The sequence below is a fragment of the Bradyrhizobium sp. 164 genome (assembly GCF_023073715.1).
GTDB lineage: Bacteria > Pseudomonadota > Alphaproteobacteria > Rhizobiales > Xanthobacteraceae > Bradyrhizobium.
The window spans coordinates 18,562-40,449 of record NZ_JADPKA010000095.1; the positions used below are offsets into that span (position 1 = coordinate 18,562).

Consider the following 21,888-nt stretch of genomic DNA (forward strand, 5'->3'; position numbering starts at 1 on the left):
CTCTCCCGCAAGCGGGAGAGGTTGAGCCCGCCGCCACATCGAGAACGACAGCTCAGCGCGTCTCATCTATCGCGGCTCTAACCGATTGCGATGCCGTTGCCGACGGTCCGGTTCAGGACCTGGGTCGACTTCTCGATGCGTTCGGCGGCGGCGTTCAGCGCATTCACCACCGCGGTCTGCGTCATCCGGGCGCGCTCGACGGCGGCGTTGCGGAAATCCCTGAGCTCGATCAGCTCCTGCTCCATGGTGCGGATCCGGTTGCCGGCGTCGACCAGCTCGTCGCACACGGTCAGCGCTGCCATCACCGTGAGGCGCGCATCGCCGATCTCGCCGAACTTTCCGCGCAGGGACTGGATGCGGGTCTCCAGGCTTTCGGCGAGCTTCAGCAGCCGCACCTCCTGGCCCTCCTCGCAAGCCATGCGGTATTGCCGGCCATTGATGGTGACATTGATGTGGCTCATCCGTCCTCTCCGGTATCGAGCACCGAACGTATCGTGACGATCGCGGAATCCAGCCGGTCGGAGATCTCGCGATTGGTGCGCTCGAGCTTGCGCGCCTTCACCAGCGCACCATCGAGCTCGTCGGCGAGCCGCGAGCGGTCCGCGCCGAGCGCCTGGATTCGCGCCGCGAGCTCGTTCTCGTCGCGATCGGCATCGCGCCGCCGCTCCACCGCGCTTTCGAGTGCGTCGAGCGCCGCCGTGAGCCTGCGGGTCGCGATCTCGATCTCGACGGCGGATGATTCCGTCATGGCAGAGCTGTTGGATACGCGATCGTTCATGCAGTCAGCGGCGGAACCTACCGGCCTTTGCCCAGTGGCCTTGTTACTGGGGCTCGCCGTCCGGCAAAAGACTCGGTTCGGCAAGCGGTTAGAAGCAGAAATTTACGTGGCAAGCTAGCCAAGCGCAACGCCGCCGCGAAACTATGCACCGATAGATCGGGAGAAGGTCGTGCTGATCCGTCAGTTCTCCTGGGCCCGATCCGGGCGGAAAACCGATTTCCACACAGGCAACTTTTGCGGCCAAACCGGCGTTTGATTGCCTTGGACTCCCGGAACCGAGGTGCTATCCCAGCCCGGACCTTCAGTGGCCGCCAGGCTCCTTCCCGCGCGGGCGTACATCGCCTCCAAGCGCTTCATTTCAGACGGATTTCAGACATGACGCAGGTCGATCACACCCGTATGGCCAACGCGATCCGCGGCCTCTCGATGGACGCCGTCGAGAAGGCCAAATCGGGCCATCCGGGCCTGCCGATGGGCGCTGCCGACATCGCCACCGTGCTGTTCACCCAGTTCCTGAAATTCGACGCCTCCGCGCCGGCCTGGCCGGATCGCGACCGCTTCGTGCTCTCGGCCGGTCACGGCTCGATGCTGCTCTATTCGCTGCTGTACCTAACCGGCAATTCCGAGATGACGCTGGACCAGATCAAGCAGTTCCGCCAGGTCGATTCGCTCACCCCAGGACACCCCGAGAATTTCCGCACCAGGGGTATCGAGACCACCACCGGCCCGCTCGGCCAGGGCATCTCCACCGCGGTCGGCATGGCGCTCGCCGAGAAGATGCTGGCAGCCGAGTTCGGTAAGAAGATCGTCGACCACCACACTTACGTGCTCGCCTCCGACGGCGACCTGATGGAGGGCGTGTCGCAGGAAGCGATCGCGATGGCCGGGCACTGGAAGCTGAACAAGCTGATCGTGCTCTACGACGACAACGGCATCTCCATCGACGGCCCGACCACGCTCTCCGATTCCGTCGACCAGGTGAAGCGCTTCAAGTCGGCAGGCTGGGCGGCCGAGAAGATCGACGGCCAGAACCAGGCCGCGATCACCGACGCGATCACGCGCGCCAAGAAATCGAACAGGCCGACGCTGATCGCCTGCCGCACCACCATTGGCTTCGGCGCGCCGCACAAGGCCGGCACGTCGAAAGTGCATGGCGAGGCGCTCGGCGCCGACGAGCTCAAGGCCGCCAAGGAAAATCTCGGCATCTCGCTCGAGCCATTCGCGGTCGCCGAGGACGTGCTGAAGGCGTGGCGTGACGCCGGCCGTCGCGGCGCAGCAGCGCGCCAGGAATGGGAAGCACGGCTCGGTGAGCTCGGCAGCCGAAAGCGCGCCGAGTTCGAGCGCCGCCTGCGCCATGAGCGCCCGGCCTCGCTGGCAAAGGCGCTGCGGGCGCACAAGAAGGAGCTGTTGGAAAAGCCGCTGACGGCGGCGACCCGCAAATCGTCGGAGGCGGCGATCGAGGCGATCGCGGCCGCGATGCCGATGGAATTCCTGGCGGGCTCCGCCGACCTCACCGGCTCCAACAACAACAAGGCCAAGTCGGCGACCGCCTTCTCCGCCAAGACGCCGAAGGGCCGCTTCATCCATTACGGCATTCGCGAGCACGGCATGGCCGCCGCGATGAACGGCATCTTCCTGCACGGCGGCTTCGCGCCGAACGGCGCGACCTTCCTGGTGTTCACCGACTACGCACGTCCCGCGATGCGCCTTGCCGCGCTGATGGGCGCCGGCGTCGTCTATGTGATGACGCACGATTCAATCGGCCTCGGCGAAGACGGTCCGACTCATCAACCGGTCGAGCATCTCGCCGCATTACGCGCCATTCCCAACATGCGCGTGTTCCGTCCTTGCGATTCGATCGAGGTCGCCGAGTGCTGGGAGCTCGCGCTCAACCGCGTCGACGGCCCGACCGTGCTGGCGCTGACGCGCCAGAACCTGCCGCAGCTCCGTACCAGCGCACCGAACGACAATCCCTGCGCGGCCGGCGCCTATGAGCTGGTCGCAGCTCAGGGCGAAGCCAAGGTGACGCTGTTCGCCTCCGGCTCAGAGGTGGAGATCGCGGTCGCCGCCCAGAAGCAGCTCGCCAAACGCGGCATCGCGTCACGGGTGGTCTCTGTTCCTTCGCTCGAGCTGTTGTTAGCGCAACCAGAGGCCAAACGCGCCGCGATCATCGGGAACGCGCCGGTCAAGATTGCGATCGAGGCCGCCGTGCGCTGGGGCTGGGACGCCGTGATCGGCCAGGACGGCGAATTCATCGGCATGCATTCCTTCGGCGAAAGCGGTCCTGTCAACGAGCTCTACAAGCATTTCGGCATCACCGCCGAGGCCGCGGTTAACGCTGTGCTGAAGCGCGTTTCCTGAGAGTTGAGCTTGCCGCAAAAAAGGACTACCTAATCTCCCATATGATCAAGCACCGCCCGGCCGAACCGGGCGCCCGCCCCTAAAAAACCCTCGCAGGCGCACGAAAGCGCGTTGTGCGGGATGACAACGGTCATTGAAGGAGACGAAACATGGCAGTCCGCGTCGGAATTAACGGTTTTGGCCGCATTGGCCGCAACGTCCTGCGGGCTATCGCGGAGTCAGGCCGCAAGGACATCGAGGTGGTCGGCATCAACGACCTCGGCCCGGTCGAGACCAACGCCCATCTGCTCCGTTTCGATAGCGTCCATGGCCGTTTCCCCGGCACGGTCACCGTCGACGGTGACTCGATCAACCTGGGCAATGGCAAGATCAAGGTGACCGCCGAGCGCGATCCCTCGAAGCTGCCCTGGAAAGATCTCGGCGTCGATGTTGCGCTGGAGTGCACCGGCATCTTCACCTCGAAGGACAAGGCGTCTGCGCATCTGACCGCCGGCGCCAAGCGCGTGCTGGTCTCCGCGCCCGCCGACGGCGCCGATGCCACCATCGTCTACGGCGTCAACCACGACACGCTGACCAGGGATCATCTGGTCGTCTCCAACGGCTCCTGCACCACGAACTGCCTCGCGCCGGTCGCCAAGGTGCTGAACGATCTCGTCGGCATCGAGACCGGCTTCATGACCACGATCCACGCCTATACCGGCGACCAACCGACGCTGGACACGCTGCACAAGGATCTCTACCGCGGCCGCGCCGCCGCGATGTCGATGATCCCGACCTCGACCGGCGCCGCCAAGGCGATCGGCCTCGTGCTGCCCGAGCTGAAGGGCAAGCTCGACGGCGTCGCGATCCGCGTGCCGACCCCGAACGTCTCGGTCGTCGACCTCAAGATCGTCGCCAAGCGCGCCACCGACGCCAAGGAGGTCAACGCGGCGATGAAGCGCGCCTCCGAGCAGCAGCTCAAGGGCATCCTCGGCTACACCACCGCGCCGAACGTCTCGATCGACTTCAATCATGACCCGCACTCCTCGACCTTCCACGAGGACCAGACCAAGGTGCAGAACGGCACGCTGGTGCGCGTGATGTCCTGGTACGACAACGAGTGGGGCTTCTCGAACCGTATGGCGGACACCGCCGTCGCGATCGCGAAGGTGATCTAAGGCCGCTCTCGTCCCGGACGCGATGCAGCGTGAAATGCTGCTTCGCAGATCCGGGACCCATTCAACCGCGGGACTCGCCGCAACGTGCGGTCCCGGTTCTGCACAGCGGCACTACGCGCCGCTAGTAGCGCCCGGGACAAGGGGCCTCCAATGACGAAATCATTCCGCACCCTCGACGACGTCGACGTGAAGGGCAAACGCGTATTGCTGCGCGTCGATCTGAACGTACCCATGGAGAATGGGCGCGTCAGCGACGCAACGCGGCTCGAGCGCGTCGCCCCGACCATCAGCGAGATCTCCGACAAAGGCGGCAAGGTCATCCTGCTCGCGCATTTCGGCCGGCCGAAGGGCCGCGATCCCAAGGAATCGCTCAAGCCGGTTGCCGAAGCCCTGTCCAAGGTCGTGAAGAAGCCCGTTGCCTTCGCCGACGACTGCATCGGCGAGCCGGCGGCCAAGGCCGTCGCCAGCTTGAAGGACGGCGACATTCTCTGCCTGGAAAACACCCGCTTCCACAAAGAAGAGGAAAAGAACGATTCCGCCTTCGTCGCGGAACTGGCAAAGCTCGGCGACATCTGGGTCAATGACGCGTTCTCGGCGGCGCACCGCGCCCACGCCTCGACCGAAGGCCTCGGCCACAAGCTGCCGGCCTATGCCGGCCGCACCATGCAGGCCGAGCTCGACGCGCTAGAGAAGGCGCTGGGCTCGCCGACCAAGCCGGTCATCGCGATCATCGGCGGCGCGAAAGTTTCGACCAAAATCGACCTGCTCGAAAACCTCGTCACCAAGGTCGATGCGCTCGTGATTGGCGGCGGCATGGCCAACACCTTCCTGCACGCCCAGGGCGTCGCGGTCGGCAAGTCGCTGGCCGAGAAGGATCTCGCCGCCACTGCGCTGCGCATCATGGAGAAGGCGGAAGCCGCCAATTGCGCCATCATTCTCCCCGTGGACGCCACCGTGGCTTACCATTTCGCCGCCAACGCGCCGTCGCATGCCTATGGGCTTGATGCGATCCCTGCCGACGGCATGATCCTCGACGTCGGCCCGCAATCCATCGTGCGCGTTCACGCCGCGATCGACGATGCGGCGACGCTGGTCTGGAACGGACCGCTCGGCGCCTTCGAGATGCAGCCGTTCGACCGCGGCACGGTCGCGGCCGCCAGGCACGCCGCCGAACGCACCAAGGCGAAGAAGCTGATCTCGATCGCGGGCGGCGGCGACACCGTTGCCGCGCTCAACCAGGCCGGCGTCGCCGGCAGTTTCACCTATGTCTCGACCGCCGGTGGCGCGTTCCTTGAATGGATGGAAGGCAAGCCCCTGCCCGGCGTCGAGGTGCTGCGCATCAAGTAAGCTTTAAGTCGGCAAACATTGAGTGGCCTTGCAGGCCCAAACCGGAGAAAAAGACAGATGGCTCGGATCACGTTACGTCAACTGCTCGACCATGCGGCGGAAAACGATTACGGCGTACCGGCCTTCAACATCAACAACATGGAGCAGGCGCTGGCGATCATGGACGCGGCCAACCAGGTCGACGCGCCTGTCATCATCCAGGCCTCGCGCGGCGCGCGCTCCTACGCCAACGACGTCATGCTCAAGCACATGATGGACGCGGTGACCGAGATCTATCCGCACATTCCGGTCTGCGTGCATCTCGACCACGGCAACGAGCCGGCGACCTGCATGACCGCGATCCAGGCCGGCTTCACCTCGGTGATGATGGACGGCTCGCTCAAGGCCGACGGCAAGACCCCCGGCGACTGGGCCTACAATGTCGGCGTCACCAAGACCGTGACCGACATGGCCCATCTCGGCGGCATCTCGGTCGAAGGCGAACTCGGCGTGCTCGGCTCGCTCGAGACAGGCATGGGCGACAAGGAGGACGGCCACGGCGCCGAAGGCAAGCTCAGCCACGACCAGCTCCTGACCAATCCCGACGAGGCCGTGAAGTTCGTGAAGGAGACCAAGGTCGACGCGCTCGCGATCGCGATGGGCACCTCCCACGGCGCCTACAAGTTCACCCGCAAGCCGGACGGCGACATCCTCGCCATGAACGTGATCGAGGAGATCCACCGCAAGCTGCCGAATACGCATCTCGTGATGCACGGCTCCTCATCGGTGCCGCAGGACCTCCAGGACATCATCAACGCCTATGGCGGCAAGATGAAGCCGACCTGGGGCGTGCCGGTGGCCGAGATCCAGCGCGGCATCAAGAACGGCGTGCGCAAGATCAACATCGACACTGACAACCGCATGGCGATGACCGGCCAGATCCGGAAAGTGCTCAAGGACAATCCGGAGGAGTTCGATCCGCGCAAGTACCTGAAGCCGGCAATGGAGGCGATGACCAAGCTGTGCAAGCAGCGCCTCCAGGAGTTCAATACCGCCGGCCAGGCCTCGAAGATCAAGAAGGTGCTGACCACCGCCGAGATGGCCAAGCGCTACGCCAAGGGCGAGCTCGATCCCCGCGTCGCATAGCGATCGCGCTGGCGTAACGCCCTTAGGCATACCTCCCGTCATTCCGGGACACGCGAAGCGTGGGCCCGGAATCCATAACCACAGCCGGGGGTTATGGATTCCGGGCCTGCGCCTTTCGGCCATCCCGGAATGACAGAAGGCCCTTCACCCTGCGACGAACGTTAACTCGGCAATTGCCCGAGAACGGTCTATTTTCACGGGCAAGGGCAGAATCGTTTTGGGAGGACCTCTCGATGAATCTGACTGAGCTCAACAGGATTGCGACCGCCATGGTCGCGCCCGGCAAGGGCATCCTTGCCGCCGACGAATCCTCCGGCACCATCAAGAAGCGTTTTGACGCAATCGGCGTGGAATCCACGGAAACCAACCGCCGCGACTATCGCGAGATGCTGTTCCGCTCGAAGGAGGCCATGAGCCAGTACATCTCCGGCGTGATCCTCTATGACGAGACGATCTGGCAGGACGCGAAGGATGGCACGCCGCTGATCAGGCTGATCGAGGAGACCGGCGCCATCCCCGGCATCAAGGTCGACGAAGGTACGCAAGCCTTGCCGATGTGCCCGGGCGAACTCGTTACCGTCGGCCTCGATAAGCTCGCCGAGCGCCTGCAGAAATATTACGAGCGCGGCGCGCGCTTTGCCAAATGGCGCGCGGTGATCGACATCGGCAGCGCCATTCCCTCGATGACCGCGATCAGTGTCAACGCCCATGCGCTGGCGCGCTATGCCGCGCTGTGCCAGGCCGCGCAGATCGTGCCGATCGTCGAGCCGGAGGTGCTGATGGATGGCGATCACGACATCGATCAGTGCTATGAGGTGACGCAACGCGTGCTCAACACGACATTTCAGGAGTTGCGCGTGCAACGCGTCGCGCTCGAGGGCATGGTGCTGAAACCGAACATGGCGATCTCAGGCAAGAAGTGCGCGAAACAGGCTTCCGTCGAGGAAGTCGCGGAGAAGACAGTGCGGCTGCTGAAGGCCTGCGTGCCGGCGGCGGTGCCGGGCATCGCCTTCCTCTCCGGCGGCCAGTCCGACGAGGAGGCGACCGCGCATCTCAACGCCATGCACAAGCTTGGCCCGCTGCCCTGGAGCCTGACTTTCTCCTACGGCCGCGCGCTCCAGGCCGCGCCGCAGAAGGCCTGGTCCGGCAAGGCGGAGAACGTCGCGGCCGGACAGCGTGCCTTCAGCCACCGCGCGCGGATGAACGGCCTTGCGTCCAAGGGCGAATGGCAAAGCAGCCTGGAACAGAAGGCAGCCTAGACCTTGTCGAACAAGCCGCCTCCGCCGCGCCCGGCGCCGCGTCTCTATCTCGCGACGCCTGTTGTCGACAATCCGGCATCGCTCGTCGCCGAGCTGCCTGCCCTGCTCGCCTCTGCCGATGTCGCCGCCGTGCTGCTGCGGCTGAAGGAGACCGACCAGCGCACCATGATCTCGCGCATCAAGGCCTTGGCGCCGCCGGTGCAGAAGGCAGGGGCCGCGTTGCTGGTCGACGGTCATGCCGAGCTGGTCGCGCGGGGCGGCGCCGATGGTGCGCACCTTACCGGCCTTGCCGCGCTGGAAGAGGCGGCGCCCTCGCTCAAACCGGATCGCATCGCCGGCGTCGGCGGGCTTGCCACGCGCCACGATTCCATGAGCGCGGGCGAAATAGGCGCCGATTACGTGCTGTTCGGCGAGCCTGACGCCAAGGGGCAGCGTCCGTCGTCACAGGCGATCGCCGAGCGGCTGGACTGGTGGGCCGAGCTGTTCGAGCCGCCTTGCGTCGGCTTTGCCACCTCGCTGGAAGAGGCTTACGACTTCGCCGCCAGCGGCGCTGATTTCGTGCTGGCCGGCGAGTTCATCTGGGCCGATCCGCGCGGGCCCAAGGCCGCGTTGATCGAGGCCGATGCTGCCATCAAGAAGGCCCATGCGACGGCGCCGGCTCGCCAGGAGCACGGCTAGCACCGGACATGAAGCTCCCGCGCATCACCATTTTGGCCACGCTGCTGCTCACAGTGCCTGCGGCCGCGCAGCTCCAGATCACCCCGCCGGCCACAACGCCGAGCGCGGCACCTGAGAAACCGAAGCCGAAGCCGCACGCGCTCACCAACAAGAAGGAGGCTGCACCGGCGCCGAAGCCTTCAGCCTCCCCGAAGCCGGCCCCCTCCTCCAAGCCGGCCCCGGCCGCGACCGTGATCCCCGCGCCGCCGACCGACAATTCCAATGTCGATCTGGTGTTCGGCGCCTACCAGCGCGGGCAGTACAAGACGGCGTTCGAGCTCGCCACCGCCCGCGCGCAAGGAGGCGATCCCAAGGCGATGACCATGCTCGGCGAGCTCTATTCCAACGCCATGGGCATCCGCCGCGACTACGCCAAGGCGCAGGAATGGTACAAGCGCGCTGCGGACGCCGGCGACCGCGAGGCGATGTTCGCGCTCGCCATGCTGCGCATCTCCGGCCGCGGCGGCCCGGTCGACAAGGCCGAAGCGGTCAAGCTGATGGCGTCCGCCGCCAAGCTCGGCGAGCCGAAGGCGGCCTATAACCTCGCTTTGCTGTATCTCGACGGCCAGACGCTACCGCAGGACGTCAAGCGGTCCGCCGAGCTGCTGCGCCAAGCCGCCGATGCCGGCCTTCCCGAGGCGCAATACGCGCTCGCGACCTTCTACAAGGAAGGCACCGGTGTGCCGAAGGACCCCGAACGGGCCGTGCGGCTGCTCCAAGCCGCTTCGCTCGCCGACAATGTCGATGCCGAAGTCGAATATGCCATCGCCATGTTCAACGGCACCGGCACGCCGCAGAACCAGCCGGGGGCTGTCGCGTTGCTCCGCAAGGCATCCCGCCAGGGCAGCGCGATCGCGCAGAACCGGCTGGCCTGGGTGCTGATCAACGGCATGGGCACCTCCGTGGACAAGATCGAAGGCTTCAAATGGCACCTGGTGGCCAAGACCGCCGGCAAGGGTGACCCGGAGCTCGACAAGCAATTGTCCGATCTGCCGGCCGAAGACCGGGCCAAGGCCGAGGCCGCGGCCAAGAAATGGCTTGGGACCAAATGACTTGACCTTGGCGCCCTCGCAGGGCACCCCATCCCTTAACAGGCGCGATTTCGCGCCATTTCCCCCCGATCAAGACCAGAGCTCATGCTGTACTCCGCAACGATCAATGTCATGGTGAAGGCTGCGCGTCGCGCCGGCCGCAGCCTCAAGCGCGATCTCGGCGAGATCGAGCATCTTCAGGTCTCGCTGAAGGGCCCGGCGAATTTCGTCTCGCTCGCCGACAAGCGGGCCGAGGAGATCCTCTACCAGGACCTCGCCAAGGCGCGGCCCGGCTACGGTTTCATCGGCGAAGAGGGCGGCACTCGCGAAGGCAGTGACAAGAGCCATACCTGGATCGTCGATCCCTTGGACGGCACCACCAACTTCCTGCACGGCATCCCGCAATTCGCGATCTCGATCGGCCTTGCACGCGAGGGCACGGTCATCGCGGGCGTGATCTACAACCCCGCTAACGACGAGCTCTACATCGCCGAGCGCGGCAAGGGCGCCTTCCTCAATGACCAGCGGCTGCGCGTGGCCGGCCGCCGCCAGCTCAACGAATGCGTGGTGGCCTGCGGCCTGCCCCATCTCGGCCGCGGCGACCACGAGGAATTCCGCCGCGAGATGACCGCGATCCAGGACCGCGTCGCTGGCCTGCGCCGCTTCGGCGCCGCCTCGCTCGACCTCGCCTTCGTCGCCGCCGGCCGTCTCGACGGCTATTGGGAACGGAATCTGTCACCCTGGGACATCGCGGCCGGCCAGATCATGGTGCGGGAAGCCGGCGGCACGGTGAGCGATATCGACACGCCCGGCGATGCGCTGGTGACCGGACATCTCGTGTGCGGGAACGAGTTCGTGCACGGGGAGCTTGTGAAGATCTTGCGGAAGTCGGCGTAAGGTGCCGCCACAGCGACGCTGCGCTCCCTCGCCCCGCAACCGGGCGAGGTAAGGGATGTGACGCGACCTGCTTAGTGTCGAACCGGCGCCGGCGGCCCGTAGGCCTCGCCTTCCTTCGCCGCCACCGGCTCCCGATCCCCGCCCAACACGCGCTGCACCGAGACGAAGAACACCGGCACCATCAAGAGCGCCAGGATCACCACCGCGATCATGCCGCCCATCACGACGGAGCCGAGCGCTTGCTGGCTGGCGCCGCCGGCGCCGTGGGCGATCGCCATCGGCAGCACGCCGCAGATGAAGGCGAGGCCGGTCATCAGGATCGGGCGGAAGCGCAGGCGGCAAGCCTCGATGGTGGCCTCCACCAGCGGCTTGCCCTCCTTGCGCAGATCTTTCGCGAACTCGATGATCAGGATCGCGTCCTTTGCGGCAAGGCCAATGATGGTGATCAGGCCGACGGTGAAGTAGACGTCGTTGGGCAAGCTCCGCAGCGTCGCTGCGACGACCGCGCCGACGATGCCCAGCGGCACGGTGAGCAGCACCGCGAGCGGAATGGTCCAGCTTTCATAGAGTGCGGCAAGGCACAGGAACACCACGAACACCGACAGCGCCAGCAGGAACGGCGCCTGCGAGCCCGAGAGCTTCTCCTGGAGTGACTGCCCCGTCCATTCATAACCAAAGCCGCGCGGCAACCTGCCGGCGAGCCGCTCCATCTCGGCGATCGCATCGCCCGAGGTGAAGCCGGGTTTCGCCTCGCCGGAGATGCGCACAGCCGGGTAGTAGTTGAAGCCGGCGATCTGCGTCGGCCCCCGCGCCCATTCCACCGTGGCGAACGAGGAGAACGGCACCAGCTGGCCGCGGCTGTTCTTGACGTTGTAGTTGAGGATGTCCTCGGTCCGCATGCGGTCGCGGGCGTCGGCCTGCACCACGACGCGCTGCATGCGGCCGCGGTTCGGGAAGTCGTTGATGTAGTTCGAGCCGAGATTGGTCGAGATCGTGTTGTTGATGTCCTCGAAGGTGACGCCGAAGGCGCCGGCCTTCTCGCGGTCGATCACGAGATTGACCACGCCGGCCTCGGGCAGGCCTTCGATATAGACCTTCTGCAGCACGGGGCTCGCATTGGCTTCGGCGATCAGTTGATCCGCGGCGCGCATCAATTGCTGATAGCCCTTCTGGCCGCGGTCCTGGAGACGGAACGAGAAGCCCGAGGAATTGCCGAGATTGTCGATCGGCGGCGGCTGGAGCGCTGAGATCTTTGCATCGCGAACGGAAGACGACAGGTCGCGGTTGATGTCGTTGACGATCGCGGCGGCGGAGTCCTTTGGCCCGCGTTCCGACCAGTCCTTCAAGGTGATGAACGCCTGCGCGGTGTTCATGCCCTGGCCGGAGAAGCTGAAGCCGGTGAGGAAGGTGACGTTGTCGACGCCCGGCCGCTGTGCCAGATATTTTTCCACCTTTTCGATCACGGCTTCGGTGCGCGCGTAGGACGAATCCGACGGCGTCTGCACGTCGGTGGTGACGAAGCCCTGATCGTCGACGGGCAGGAAGCCGCCGGGCAGGTTGATGAAGGCCCAGGACAAGCCGACCAGCAGCGCGGCGTAGACCAGCATCAGACGGCCGGTCCGCTTCAGCGAGAATCCGACGGTTCGGGAATAGCGCTCCTTGCCGCCTTCGAGCATGCGGTTGAACCAGCCGAACACGCCCCTCTTCGCGTGACCGTGGCCGGCCTCGACGGGCTTGAGCAGGGTCGCGCACAGCGCCGGCGTCAGCGACAGCGCCAGGAAGGCGGAGAAGCCGATCGCTGCGACCATGGTCACCGAGAACTGGCGATAGATGATGCCGACCGAGCCCGGGAAGAATGCCATCGGCACGAACACCGCCATCAACACCAACGTGATGCCGATGATGGCGCCGGTGATCTGCGACATGGCTTTCCGCGTCGCTTCCTTCGGCGGCAGGCCTTCCTCGGCCATGATGCGTTCGACGTTCTCGACCACGACGATGGCGTCGTCGACGAGGATGCCGACCGCGAGCACCATGCCGAACATCGAAAGCATGTTGATGGAGTAGCCGGCAAGCAGCAGCGTGGAGCAGGCCCCGAGCAACGCCACCGGCACCACGATGGTCGGAATGATGGTGTAGCGGATGTTCTGGAGAAACAAGAACATCACCACGAAGACCAGCACCACGGCCTCGACCAGCGTCGACAGCACCTTCTTGATCGAGGCTTCGACCACCGGCGTGATGTTGTAGGGAATCTCGTAGGTGATGTTCGCCGGAAAGAAGCGCGACAGCTCCTTCATCTTCGCTTCGACCGCGCTCGCGGTTGCCAGCGCGTTGCCGGTCGGCGACATCAGCACCGACAGGCCGGCGGTCGGCTTGCCGTCGAGGCGCGTGTTGAACTGGTAGCTGAGGCCGCCGACCTCGATACGTGCGACGTCGCGCAGGCGCACGGTCGACCCGTCGGCATTGGCGCGCAGGATGATGGCGCCGAACTCGTCCGGGGACGAGAGCTGGCCTTTGACCAGCACCAGCGCGGAGGTGCGCTGGCTCGACGTCGACGGCTCCGCGCCGATGCTGCCCGAGGCGACCTGCGCGTTCTGCGCGGCGATGGCCTTGTTGACGTCGTCGGCGGTCAGCCCATAACCGACGAGCTTGGCCGGATCGACCCAGACGCGCAAGCTGCGCTCGGTCGAGTAGAGCGTGGCGCGGCCGACGCCGGGAATGCGGCGGATCTCACCGAGCACGTTGCGGATCATGAAGTCGCCGAGGCCGACCTCATCGAGGCTGCCGTCGGTCGAGTTCAGTGTGATGATCTGAAGCACCGCGCTGGAGGCTTCCTCGATCAAGATGCCCTGCTGCATCACGGCGCGCGGCAGGCGCGCCTCGACGCGCTTGATGCGGTTCTGCACCTCGACCGAGGCCGCGCTGGTATCGGTGCCCGGCTGGAAATTCGCGATGATCTCGACCTGGCCGAGCGAGTCGCTGGTCGATTCGAAGTTGAGGATGTTGGCCGCGCCGTTGAGCTCCTCCTCGATCAGCCGCGTGACGCTGTTGTAGAGGTTCTCCGGGGAGGCGCCGGGATAGCTGGTCGAAACCGAGATCGAGGGCGGCGCGATGATCGGATATTGCGCGATCGGCAGCAGCGGAACCGCAATCGCACCGATCAAGCAGATGAATAGCGCAACCACCCAGGCGAAAATCGGCCTGTCGATGAAGAAACTCGGCATGGCGCGTTACCGCGTGAGCTTCTGGGCGTGCCGGTTGTCCGCAGTCGCGTCCGCCTCCGACCAGGATTGCGGTTTGACCTTGTCGCCGGCCGCGAATTTCTGGAAGCCTTCGACCACGACCTTGTCTCCGGCCTTCAGGCCTTCGGTGACGAACCAGAGTCCGTCCTGCACCGAGCCGGTGCGCACCGCCTGCACCGCGATGTGGTTGTCGTCCTTGACGACGAAGACCTCGCTGCCGCCGCCGCCATTGCGCTGGATCGCCTGCTGCGGCACCGCGATCGCGTCGCTATCGAGACCCTGATCGATGCGAACGCGGACATACATGCCCGGCAGGAGCTCGCGCTTGGGATTGGGGAACTCGCCGCGCAGCGTCACCTGGCCGGTATGGGCATCGACCTTGGCGTCGGAAAACAGCAGCTTGCCGTCGAGCGAATAGATGGTGTTGTCATCGAGCACGAGGCGCACCTTGGCGGCGTCGGCCGCAATACGCTCGAGATCGCCGCTTTCGAAGGCGCGCCGGAGCTGGTTGAGCTCGGTCACCGACTGGGTGAAATCGGCATAAATCGGATCGAGCTGCTGGATGCTGGCGAGATTGGTCTCGTTCTGCACGACGAGCGCGCCCTCGCTGACCAGCGCCGCACCGACGACGCCGTCGATCGGCGCGCGCACGGTGGCGTAATCGAGGTTGAGTTTTGCGCGCGCGAGTTCGGCCTTGCGGCCTTCGACCTCGGCCTGGGCCTGCCGCTCGGCGGCGATTGCCTTTTCGTTCTCGGCCTCCGGCGCGGCGCGATCCTTGGTGAGCGCAGCGACGCGGCGTGCCTGCTGGTGCGCTTGCATCGCAGCAGCCTCGGCCTTGGCGACCGCGGCCTCGTTGGCCATCACCTCGACCTCGAATGGGCGCGGATCGATGCGGTAGAGCGGATCGCCCGCCTTCACTTCGCTGCCTTGCCGGAACAGGCGCTCGACCACGATGCCGGAGACGCGCGGCCGCACGTCGGAGACGCGGGTCGGCGCGATGCGGCCCGGCAGCTCACGCACCACCGCACGGGGCTGCGGCTTGACGACGACGATGCTGACGTCAGGATCGGCCGGCGGGGCGGCGGACACGGCGGAGCTGGACTCCTCGCAGCCCGCCAGCAGCGGCGCTAAGGCCGCGAGCATCATTGCAACGCATGCCGATCGCGCACGAAGTCCTGACATGAAGTGGGGTGCCCCGATGTTGTTGAAACTGATCATGCTCGCGCGAGGCCCGTTCTGGGCCTTTTACACGCGGCTGATGCCGCCAAAATAGAATGCATCTGCTGCGATGCAACGCATGGCGCGGGCGGCTCATTGTCACACAGCGTATGGTGTTGAGTTGAGGCGCTTTTTGCCCTGTCACTTGATTGTGAGTCGGGGTCCACCGCCGCGTGCTGCGACGGAACATCGCAATTACTCGGCGGCCTTCATCCGGTAGTGGCTGACGCCCCATTCGGTTCCATCAGCGTAGCCGAACAGGCCCGACGTCGCGAGGAGAAACCAGCGCCAGCGCCGCATCCAGAGTGCGGTCTCCTCGCCATAGACCTTGCGCAACGCGGCCTCGATGGTGTCGCGATGCGCATCGAAATTGGCGAGCCAGTCATTCGCGGTGTGTTGGTAATGCGCGCCGCTCCAGCACCATTCCTTCTCGATTGCGAAGATGTCGTCGAATTGCCTGACGAGGTGATGGCTCGGCATCAATCCGCCCCGTGAAGGCGTGCTGCGCGATCCAATCCTCGCGATTCGCTGGGTTGAACAGATGGGAGCCGGAGCGATGAGTGACCACATGCATGAAGAAGCGTCCGTCGGGCGCGAGCCATGCGCGCAGGCGTGTCATCAGCTTGCGCCAGTTCATCATGTGCTCGAACGTCTCGACCGAGATGATGCGGTCGAACTGCCCCTCGGGCGCGAACACGTTCATGTCGGCGATCACGACCCGCAGGTTCGACAGCCCGCGCCGCCGCGCCTCATCCTCGACATAAGCGCGCTCCGCCTGCGAGGCCGACACGGCCGTCACCTTCGCGTGCGGAAACTGCCGCGCGATCCGCAGCGATAGCGAGCCCCAGCCGCAGCCGAGCTCGAGGATGGTCTGCCCGTCGGCAAGACCGGCATGCTCGACGGTCTGGCGTAGAGCCTCCTCCTCCGCCTCCTGCAAGGAGGTCGCGTCGGTTTTGTAGAAACAGCAGGAAAATTTGCGGTTGGGGCCGAGCACTTGCGCGAAGAACGAAGCAGGCACCTGGTCGTGCCGGCCGCCGGCAGCATCGGCGTCCTCGGCGATCGGCCGCAGCATCATCCGCCCGGCGAAGGCGGCATCGTCGACCGCCCCCAGCGTGGACAGGCGCGTCGCCGTGCGCGAGCACAGGCGCTGGATCGCGGCACGAATCACGACGTCCGGTAACGGCACACGTTCGGCAGTCCCGATGATCGCGGAAACGACGCTCATGCGGCCCCCGAATGGCGAGCTCTTGCAGACACCTGCCTATCAAAGCGCGGCTTCCGGCCCAGGTTCCCCAAGCTCTCCCCGAAATCGGCGCATCCGGCGCTTTTTTTGGGCTGGCGCTGTGCCATAGTGTGCGCCGCAAGCAAGCTTCGTAACGGATGATATCGGCCATGCCGTCTGGCACTTCCCGCTCCACCATGGATATCGAGTACACAAAACTGTCCTCGCCCAGCGTCTTCCTGGTGCGGATGCTGGTCTTCCTGGTTCTGTGTACGCTGGTCGGCGTGGTGCTCTACAAGCAGATCATCCAAGCCTTCTTCGCCAATCCCGGCCTTAATGCCCTGATCGGGGCGGTGCTGTTCATCGGCATCGTGCTGGCCTTTCGTCAGGTCATTCGGCTCTATCCCGAAGTCTCCTGGGTCAACAATTTCCGCATCGCCGATCCCGGCCTGGCGCCGGCCCGGCACCCGAAGCTGCTGGCGCCGATGGCGGCGATCCTCGGCGGCGAGCGCTCGGGGCGGATGACGATCACCCAGACCACGATGCGGCATCTGCTCGATTCGATCGCGACCCGCCTGGACGAAGCCCGGGACATCTCCCGCTACATGACCGGCCTGCTCGTCTTTCTCGGCCTGCTCGGCACCTTCTGGGGCCTGATCGAGACGGTCGGCTCGGTCGGCAAGGTGATCGACGGCCTCAAGGTCGGTGGCGATGCCGGCGCGCTGTTCGACACCTTGAAGGAAGGCCTCGCCGCCCCGCTCGGCGGCATGGGCATCTCGTTCTCCAGTTCGCTGTTTGGCCTCGCCGGCTCGCTGATCCTCGGCTTCCTCGACCTGCAATCGAGCCAGGCGCAGAACCGCTTCTACACCGACCTGGAAGACTGGCTCGCCAGCACCGTGCGCGAATATGGCAATGGCGAAGTGGCGGTCGCTTCCGGCGGCGGTGGCGTCGCCAGCGGCGAGCTCCAGGCCGCGGTCGAGCGGCTGCGCTCCGTGTTCGAGGAAGGCAGCGCCAGCCGCGGCACTACCGCGGCGATGGCGAGCCTTGCCGAAGCGATCCAGGCGCTGGTCTCGCACATGCGCACCGAGCAGCAGATGATCCGCGAATGGGCCGACGGCCAGGGCGAGCAGAACCGCGAGATCCGGCGCCTGCTCGAGCGCCTCGCCCGCCAGCCCGAGAAGAGTTGAGCAGCTAATACGGAAAGGCGATCATGGCTCTTGCCCGCGCCCGCCGCAGCGAAGGCACCTTCAACTACTGGCCCGGATTCGTCGACGCCTTGTCGACCCTGGTGCTGTCGATCGTGTTCCTGCTGTCGGTCTTCCTGGTTGTGCAGTTCTTCCTGTCGCAGGAGGTCACCGGCAAGGACAAGGCGCTGGAGCAGCTCAACGCCAAGATCGCGCAGCTCAACGAGCTCCTGTCGCTGGAGAAGCTCGGCAAGCTCACGCTCGACGACCAGGTCTCGCAACTGAAGGCGGGACTTGCCTCGGCCGAATCCGAGCGCGACCGCATCAAGGGCCTCTATGAGGGGCTCGCCAATGCCGGCAACGACGCGCAAGGCAAGACCGCCGAGCTCGGCAAGGCACTGGACTCCGAGAAAGCGGTCTCGGCGCGGGCGCTGGCGCAGATCGAGGTGCTGAACCAGCAGATCAGCGCGCTCAGGCGGCAATTGGCGGCACTTGAAGAGGCGCTGGATGCCTCCGAGAAGCGCGACAAGGAATCGCAGAACCGGATCGCTGACCTCGGTTCTCGCTTGAATGTTGCTTTGGCGCAGCGCGTGCAGGAATTGTCGCGCTACCGCTCGGAATTCTTCGGGCGCCTGCGCGCCATCCTCGGCAACCGCCCCGACATCCGGATCGTCGGCGACCGCTTCGTGTTCCAGTCCGAAGTGTTCTTCGATACCGGACAGGCGACCTTGCTGCCCGAAGGCCGCGCCGAGCTCGACACCTTGGCGGCAGCGCTGATCGAGCTCGACAAGAAGATCCCGAGCGAGATCCCGTGGGTGCTGCGCGTCGACGGCCACACCGATGTGCGTCCGGTCAATGGCCCGAACTTCAAGTCGAACTGGGAACTGTCGGCCGCCCGCTCCATTTCGGTGGTGCAGTACCTGGTCTCGCTCGGCGTGCCGGCCCAGCGCCTCGTCGCCGCCGGCTTCGGCGAATTCCAGCCGCTCGATCCCGGCAACACCGAGGAGGCCTATAAGCGCAACCGCCGCATCGAGTTGAAGCTGACGGAGCGGTAGTGAGCGCCCTCCGCCTCCGCCCCTACCGACCCGAGGACGAGGCGGCCACGATCGACCTCTGGCATCGCACCTGGCAGCAGGCCTATCCGCAGATCGATTTCGCGGCGCGGCTGGACTGGTGGCGGGAGCGCTGGCGCAAGGACCTGGTGCCGAAAGCCTCTATCGTCGTCGCCGAGCAGGATGGCGCGCTCAGCGGCTTCGTCACCATCGACGATGACGGCTATCTCGACCAGCTCGTGGTCGATCCCGCGCACTGGGGCTCGGATGCAGCCAGGCTGCTGGTGGAAGAAGCCAAGCGGCTGTCGCCCTCAGGCGTTACGCTGCTCGTCAACAAGGACAACGCCCGCGCCATCCGCTTCTACGAGCGCAACGGCTTTGCCCATGTTGGCGACGATGTGAACCCGACCTCGGGGCGGCCGGTGCTGAAGATGGCGTGGCGGGCGTGAGGCCCGTCACGCCGGGATCCCGCGACGTTCGTTAGTCGTTGTAGTCAGAGCAGCGATGACAAGCGGATGAAGACGATCGATGAAGCTGCGCGATCTGGCCAAGGGTTGCTCGGTTTTTCTGGCCGTCATCGTCGCCGGATATGTGTCGACGGCCTATGTCGACCAGCGCTTTGCGACGCAGGTCAACACAACGAGTTCTCCGGCGAGCAGCCCTGCGCCATCGGCCTGCGTCGATAATGACGGCAGCTGGAAGAACTGGCCGTGGCCGAACGTGCCGGCGCTCTCGCCGAAGTGCCGGTAAAGACGGCTCCTTCACCGCTGTCATTACCCGCGCAGGCGTGTGATCCAGTATTCCAGAGACAGCACTTGAACCGAGACGCCGCGGCGTACTGGATCGCCCGCTTTCGCGGGCGATGACACTGTGGGTGGGGGCAGCGATCGCTGCGCCTCACGTCGATCGCTCAGGCTCTCACGCCCCCTCGAACTGCAACCGCGCCAGCCTCGCGTAAAGCCCGTTCGCTGCCACGAGTTCGGCATGCGTGCCCTGCTCGACGATCCTGCCCTGGTCCATCACCAGGATGCGGTCGCAGGACAAGACGGTGGCGAGGCGATGGGCGATCACCAGCGTGGTGCGGTGGCGCATCAGCTCTTCCAGCGCGGTCTGCACCAGCGTTTCGCTTTCAGCATCGAGCGCGGAGGTGGCTTCATCCAGCAGCAGCAGCGGCGCATCGCGCAGGATGGCGCGCGCGATGGCGATGCGCTGGCGCTGGCCGCCGGAGAGCGTCACGCCGCGCTCGCCGAGCGCCGTCTCGAAGCCTTCGGGCAGCCGGCGGATGAACTCGGCGGCATGCGCGAGCTCGGCGGCGCGCTCGACCTCGGCATCGGTCGCATCCGGCCGGCCGAAGCGGATGTTCTCGCGAGCGCTTGCCGCAAACACCACCGAGTCTTGCGGCACCAGCGCGATGCGGGCGCGAACATCGCGCGGGTCGGCGGATCTGACCGGCACGCCGTCGAGCGAGATCGCGCCGCTGCGCGGATCGTAGAAGCGCAGCAGCAGATGAAAGATCGTGCTCTTGCCGGCGCCGGACGGACCGACGATCGCGACCTTCTCGCCCGGATGCACGGTGAACGACACCGCATCGAGCACGTTAACGTCGCGCCGCGCAGGATAGGCGAAGCTGACCCGATCGAAGCCGACCTCGCCGCGCGCCGGCATTGGCAAGGCGCGAGGCGCGGCGGGCGCGGTGATCTCGGGTCTTACATGCAAGATCTCGAACAGGCGCTCGGCAGCACCGGATGCCGCCGACACTTCGCCCCAAACCTCGCTGAGCTGGCCGAGTCCCGCCGCGGCGAACACGGCATAGAGCACGAACTGGCCGAGCCGACCGGGCGTGATCGCACCGGTGAGCACGTCATGCGAGCCGATCCAGAGGATCGCGACAACGCTTGCGAACACGATGAAAATGATGATGGCGGTGAGCACGGCGCGGGCCTGGGTCGAGGTGCGCGCCGCCTCATAAGCCTGCTCGACATTGCCGCCGAAGCGCTTCTCGGCGAACTGCTCGCTGGTATAGGCCTGCACGGTGCGGATCGCCCCGATCAGCTCGCCGGCATAGGCGGAGGCATCGGCGAGCGTGTCCTGCGCATTGCGCGACAGCCGCCGTACCCAGCGCCCGAAAGCCACCAGCGGCAGCACGATCAAAGGTATGGCCAACAGCACGAAGCCTGACAATTTCGGGCTGGTGATCACCATCATCGCGGCGGCGCCGAGAAACATCATCAGATTGCGCAGCGCGATCGACACCGAGGCGCCGACGGCGGATTTGATCTGGGTGGTGTCGGCGGTGAGCCGCGAGATCAGCTCGCCGCTGCGCGCGGAGTCGAAGAAGGTCGGCGAAAGCGACAGCAGATGCCCGAACACGTCGCGCCTGAGGTCGGCGACGATGCGCTCGCCGATCGTCATCACGAGGTAGTAGCGCGCCGCGCTCGCCAGCGCGAGCACGGCAACCACCGCAAGCATCACCGAGAAGTAGCTGTTGATCAGCTCGATGCCCTCGGGCGTCAGGCCGAAATCGATCATCCGGCGCACCGCGACCGGCACCAGCAGCATGGTCAGTGCGGCGACAGTCAGCGCGAGGAAGGCCAGTGCCGCGCGGCCGCGATAGCGGCTGATATAGGGCGCGAGCGCGAGCAGCGGCCGCAGCTTGGCGCGGCCCTTGGCGGGCTGCTCGATCAGATCGGCCTCGATCGATGAGGTGTCGGCGGAATTCAGTTGGGAATTCACTTGGGAATTCACCTGGGAATTCATTTCAGGCTGATCGACATATTGGTCATCAAGCCGTTCCACTGCGCTCATGAGATCCGACCCATTGCATTCGTTTGCTCCCAATAGGCCGGAGCAAGGGTACTGGCAAATCCGGGATGTCCCTTAGGGGAAGCCCGGTTCACCGCCCGCGATGGCTTGTTTTGCAGGGGGTGGTGAGGTATAGAGCCGGCCAAATCCGTCATTCGCTAGCCACCCAAGAAGGCGCCGGGGCGCCGAGGAATTGCCATGAAAGCCGAAATTCACCCGAACTATCATACGATTAAGGTCGTTATGACCGACGGAACCGAGTACCTGACCCGCTCGACCTGGGGCAAGGAAGGCGACACGCTGAACCTCGACATCGACCCGAAATCGCACCCGGCCTGGACCGGCGGCAACGCCCAGCTCATGGACCGCGGCGGCCGCGTCTCGCGCTTCCAGAAGAAGTTTTCGGGCTTTCTCAAAAAGGATTGATCCGGCTGCAGGCTGGAGACGAAAAACGCCCCTGGGAGACCGGGGGCGTTTTTGTTTTCTATCACGC

General features: G+C 65.4%; 18 protein-coding genes and 1 pseudogene. 13 read left to right on the forward strand and 6 right to left on the reverse strand.

Annotated features, from left to right (window positions below):
* Nucleotides 1–77: 77 nt before the first annotated feature.
* Nucleotides 78–461: a cell division protein ZapA gene (locus tag IVB01_RS28575; protein WP_247278097.1), complete on the reverse strand. Its 384-nt coding sequence runs from the start codon at nt 459–461 to the stop codon at nt 78–80.
* Nucleotides 458–748 (reverse strand): DUF4164 domain-containing protein, encoded by a 291-nt coding sequence (locus IVB01_RS28580; RefSeq protein ID WP_008546526.1) that lies wholly within the window; start codon nt 746–748, stop codon nt 458–460. The genes IVB01_RS28575 and IVB01_RS28580 overlap by 4 nt, the downstream gene beginning before the upstream one ends.
* 405 nt (nt 749–1,153) lie before the next feature.
* Here IVB01_RS28580 and tkt point away from each other — a divergent pair, with 405 nt between their 5' ends.
* The 8 genes from tkt to IVB01_RS28620 all read left to right on the forward strand — a co-directional run bounded on the left by tkt (nt 1,154) and on the right by IVB01_RS28620 (nt 10,672).
* Nucleotides 1,154–3,139 carry a transketolase gene (gene tkt / locus IVB01_RS28585; protein ID WP_247495077.1) on the forward strand — a complete coding sequence of 662 codons (1,986 nt, stop codon included), beginning with the start codon at nt 1,154–1,156 and terminating at the stop codon, nt 3,137–3,139.
* A 149-nt stretch (nt 3,140–3,288) separates the two neighbouring features.
* Nucleotides 3,289–4,296, forward strand: coding sequence for a type I glyceraldehyde-3-phosphate dehydrogenase (gene gap / locus IVB01_RS28590; RefSeq protein WP_247278095.1), 1,008 nt, complete (start codon nt 3,289–3,291; stop codon nt 4,294–4,296).
* A 150-nt stretch (nt 4,297–4,446) separates the two neighbouring features.
* The gene (locus IVB01_RS28595; RefSeq protein ID WP_247278094.1) at nt 4,447–5,643 is read left to right on the forward strand and encodes a phosphoglycerate kinase; all 1,197 of its coding nucleotides are present in this window, start codon (nt 4,447–4,449) and stop codon (nt 5,641–5,643) included.
* A 57-nt stretch (nt 5,644–5,700) separates the two neighbouring features.
* Complete coding sequence (fba, locus tag IVB01_RS28600; protein ID WP_247278093.1) at nt 5,701–6,768, forward strand: class II fructose-bisphosphate aldolase; 1,068 nt, start codon at nt 5,701–5,703, stop codon at nt 6,766–6,768.
* Nucleotides 6,769–7,001: 233 nt separating this feature from the next.
* Complete coding sequence (locus IVB01_RS28605; RefSeq protein WP_247278092.1) at nt 7,002–8,027, forward strand: class I fructose-bisphosphate aldolase; 1,026 nt, start codon at nt 7,002–7,004, stop codon at nt 8,025–8,027.
* Between the two features lie 3 nt (nt 8,028–8,030).
* Nucleotides 8,031–8,705 carry a thiamine phosphate synthase gene (locus IVB01_RS28610; protein ID WP_247278091.1) on the forward strand — a complete coding sequence of 225 codons (675 nt, stop codon included), beginning with the start codon at nt 8,031–8,033 and terminating at the stop codon, nt 8,703–8,705.
* Nucleotides 8,706–8,713: 8 nt separating this feature from the next.
* Complete coding sequence (locus tag IVB01_RS28615; RefSeq protein WP_247278090.1) at nt 8,714–9,796, forward strand: tetratricopeptide repeat protein; 1,083 nt, start codon at nt 8,714–8,716, stop codon at nt 9,794–9,796.
* Nucleotides 9,797–9,880: 84 nt separating this feature from the next.
* The gene (locus IVB01_RS28620; RefSeq protein ID WP_247278089.1) at nt 9,881–10,672 is read left to right on the forward strand and encodes an inositol monophosphatase family protein; all 792 of its coding nucleotides are present in this window, start codon (nt 9,881–9,883) and stop codon (nt 10,670–10,672) included.
* 71 nt (nt 10,673–10,743) lie between these two features.
* On the opposite strand, the gene IVB01_RS28625 is transcribed toward IVB01_RS28620, so the two are convergent.
* The 3 genes and pseudogenes from IVB01_RS28625 to IVB01_RS28635 all read right to left on the reverse strand — a co-directional run bounded on the left by IVB01_RS28625 (nt 10,744) and on the right by IVB01_RS28635 (nt 16,360).
* Entirely contained in the window at nt 10,744–13,899 is a 3,156-nt protein-coding gene (locus IVB01_RS28625) for a multidrug efflux RND transporter permease subunit (RefSeq protein ID WP_247278088.1), read from the reverse strand.
* Nucleotides 13,900–13,905: 6 nt separating this feature from the next.
* The gene (locus IVB01_RS28630; protein WP_247278087.1) at nt 13,906–15,099 is read right to left on the reverse strand and encodes an efflux RND transporter periplasmic adaptor subunit; all 1,194 of its coding nucleotides are present in this window, start codon (nt 15,097–15,099) and stop codon (nt 13,906–13,908) included.
* Between the two features lie 231 nt (nt 15,100–15,330).
* Nucleotides 15,331–16,360, reverse strand: a pseudogene (locus IVB01_RS28635) (cyclopropane-fatty-acyl-phospholipid synthase family protein).
* A gap of 167 nt (nt 16,361–16,527) precedes the next feature.
* Between IVB01_RS28635 and IVB01_RS28640 the strand changes: the two are divergent.
* The 4 genes from IVB01_RS28640 to IVB01_RS28655 all read left to right on the forward strand — a co-directional run bounded on the left by IVB01_RS28640 (nt 16,528) and on the right by IVB01_RS28655 (nt 19,343).
* Complete coding sequence (locus IVB01_RS28640; RefSeq protein WP_247278086.1) at nt 16,528–17,544, forward strand: flagellar motor protein MotA; 1,017 nt, start codon at nt 16,528–16,530, stop codon at nt 17,542–17,544.
* Between the two features lie 23 nt (nt 17,545–17,567).
* Nucleotides 17,568–18,596 (forward strand): peptidoglycan -binding protein, encoded by a 1,029-nt coding sequence (locus IVB01_RS28645; RefSeq protein WP_247278085.1) that lies wholly within the window; start codon nt 17,568–17,570, stop codon nt 18,594–18,596.
* On the forward strand, nt 18,596–19,042 hold the full coding sequence (locus tag IVB01_RS28650; RefSeq protein WP_247495078.1) for a GNAT family N-acetyltransferase: 447 nt from the start codon (nt 18,596–18,598) through the stop codon (nt 19,040–19,042). Before IVB01_RS28645 ends, IVB01_RS28650 begins: the two co-directional genes overlap by 1 nt.
* Nucleotides 19,043–19,121: 79 nt before the next feature.
* Nucleotides 19,122–19,343, forward strand: coding sequence for a hypothetical protein (locus tag IVB01_RS28655; protein ID WP_247278083.1), 222 nt, complete (start codon nt 19,122–19,124; stop codon nt 19,341–19,343).
* Nucleotides 19,344–19,511: 168 nt separating this feature from the next.
* Here the strand turns inward: IVB01_RS28655 and IVB01_RS28660 are convergent, their stop codons facing one another.
* On the reverse strand, nt 19,512–21,350 hold the full coding sequence (locus tag IVB01_RS28660; protein ID WP_247278113.1) for an ABC transporter ATP-binding protein/permease: 1,839 nt from the start codon (nt 21,348–21,350) through the stop codon (nt 19,512–19,514).
* A gap of 243 nt (nt 21,351–21,593) precedes the next feature.
* Here IVB01_RS28660 and rpmE point away from each other — a divergent pair, with 243 nt between their 5' ends.
* Nucleotides 21,594–21,821 (forward strand): 50S ribosomal protein L31, encoded by a 228-nt coding sequence (gene rpmE, locus IVB01_RS28665; protein ID WP_007599895.1) that lies wholly within the window; start codon nt 21,594–21,596, stop codon nt 21,819–21,821.
* Nucleotides 21,822–21,888 lie beyond the last annotated feature (67 nt).

Coding starts and splice junctions, on each gene's coding strand:
- IVB01_RS28575 (WP_247278097.1), bottom strand. CDS start 461: ATGAGCCACATCAATGTCACCATCAATGGCCGGCAATACCGCATGGCT.
- IVB01_RS28580 (WP_008546526.1), bottom strand. CDS start 748: ATGACGGAATCATCCGCCGTCGAGATCGAGATCGCGACCCGCAGGCTC.
- tkt (WP_247495077.1), top strand. CDS start 1,154: ATGACGCAGGTCGATCACACCCGTATGGCCAACGCGATCCGCGGCCTC.
- gap (WP_247278095.1), top strand. CDS start 3,289: ATGGCAGTCCGCGTCGGAATTAACGGTTTTGGCCGCATTGGCCGCAAC.
- IVB01_RS28595 (WP_247278094.1), top strand. CDS start 4,447: ATGACGAAATCATTCCGCACCCTCGACGACGTCGACGTGAAGGGCAAA.
- fba (WP_247278093.1), top strand. CDS start 5,701: ATGGCTCGGATCACGTTACGTCAACTGCTCGACCATGCGGCGGAAAAC.
- IVB01_RS28605 (WP_247278092.1), top strand. CDS start 7,002: ATGAATCTGACTGAGCTCAACAGGATTGCGACCGCCATGGTCGCGCCC.
- IVB01_RS28615 (WP_247278090.1), top strand. CDS start 8,714: ATGAAGCTCCCGCGCATCACCATTTTGGCCACGCTGCTGCTCACAGTG.
- IVB01_RS28620 (WP_247278089.1), top strand. CDS start 9,881: ATGCTGTACTCCGCAACGATCAATGTCATGGTGAAGGCTGCGCGTCGC.
- IVB01_RS28625 (WP_247278088.1), bottom strand. CDS start 13,899: ATGCCGAGTTTCTTCATCGACAGGCCGATTTTCGCCTGGGTGGTTGCG.
- IVB01_RS28630 (WP_247278087.1), bottom strand. CDS start 15,099: ATGTCAGGACTTCGTGCGCGATCGGCATGCGTTGCAATGATGCTCGCG.
- IVB01_RS28640 (WP_247278086.1), top strand. CDS start 16,528: ATGCCGTCTGGCACTTCCCGCTCCACCATGGATATCGAGTACACAAAA.
- IVB01_RS28645 (WP_247278085.1), top strand. CDS start 17,568: ATGGCTCTTGCCCGCGCCCGCCGCAGCGAAGGCACCTTCAACTACTGG.
- IVB01_RS28655 (WP_247278083.1), top strand. CDS start 19,122: ATGAAGCTGCGCGATCTGGCCAAGGGTTGCTCGGTTTTTCTGGCCGTC.
- IVB01_RS28660 (WP_247278113.1), bottom strand. CDS start 21,350: ATGAATTCCCAGGTGAATTCCCAAGTGAATTCCCAACTGAATTCCGCC.
- rpmE (WP_007599895.1), top strand. CDS start 21,594: ATGAAAGCCGAAATTCACCCGAACTATCATACGATTAAGGTCGTTATG.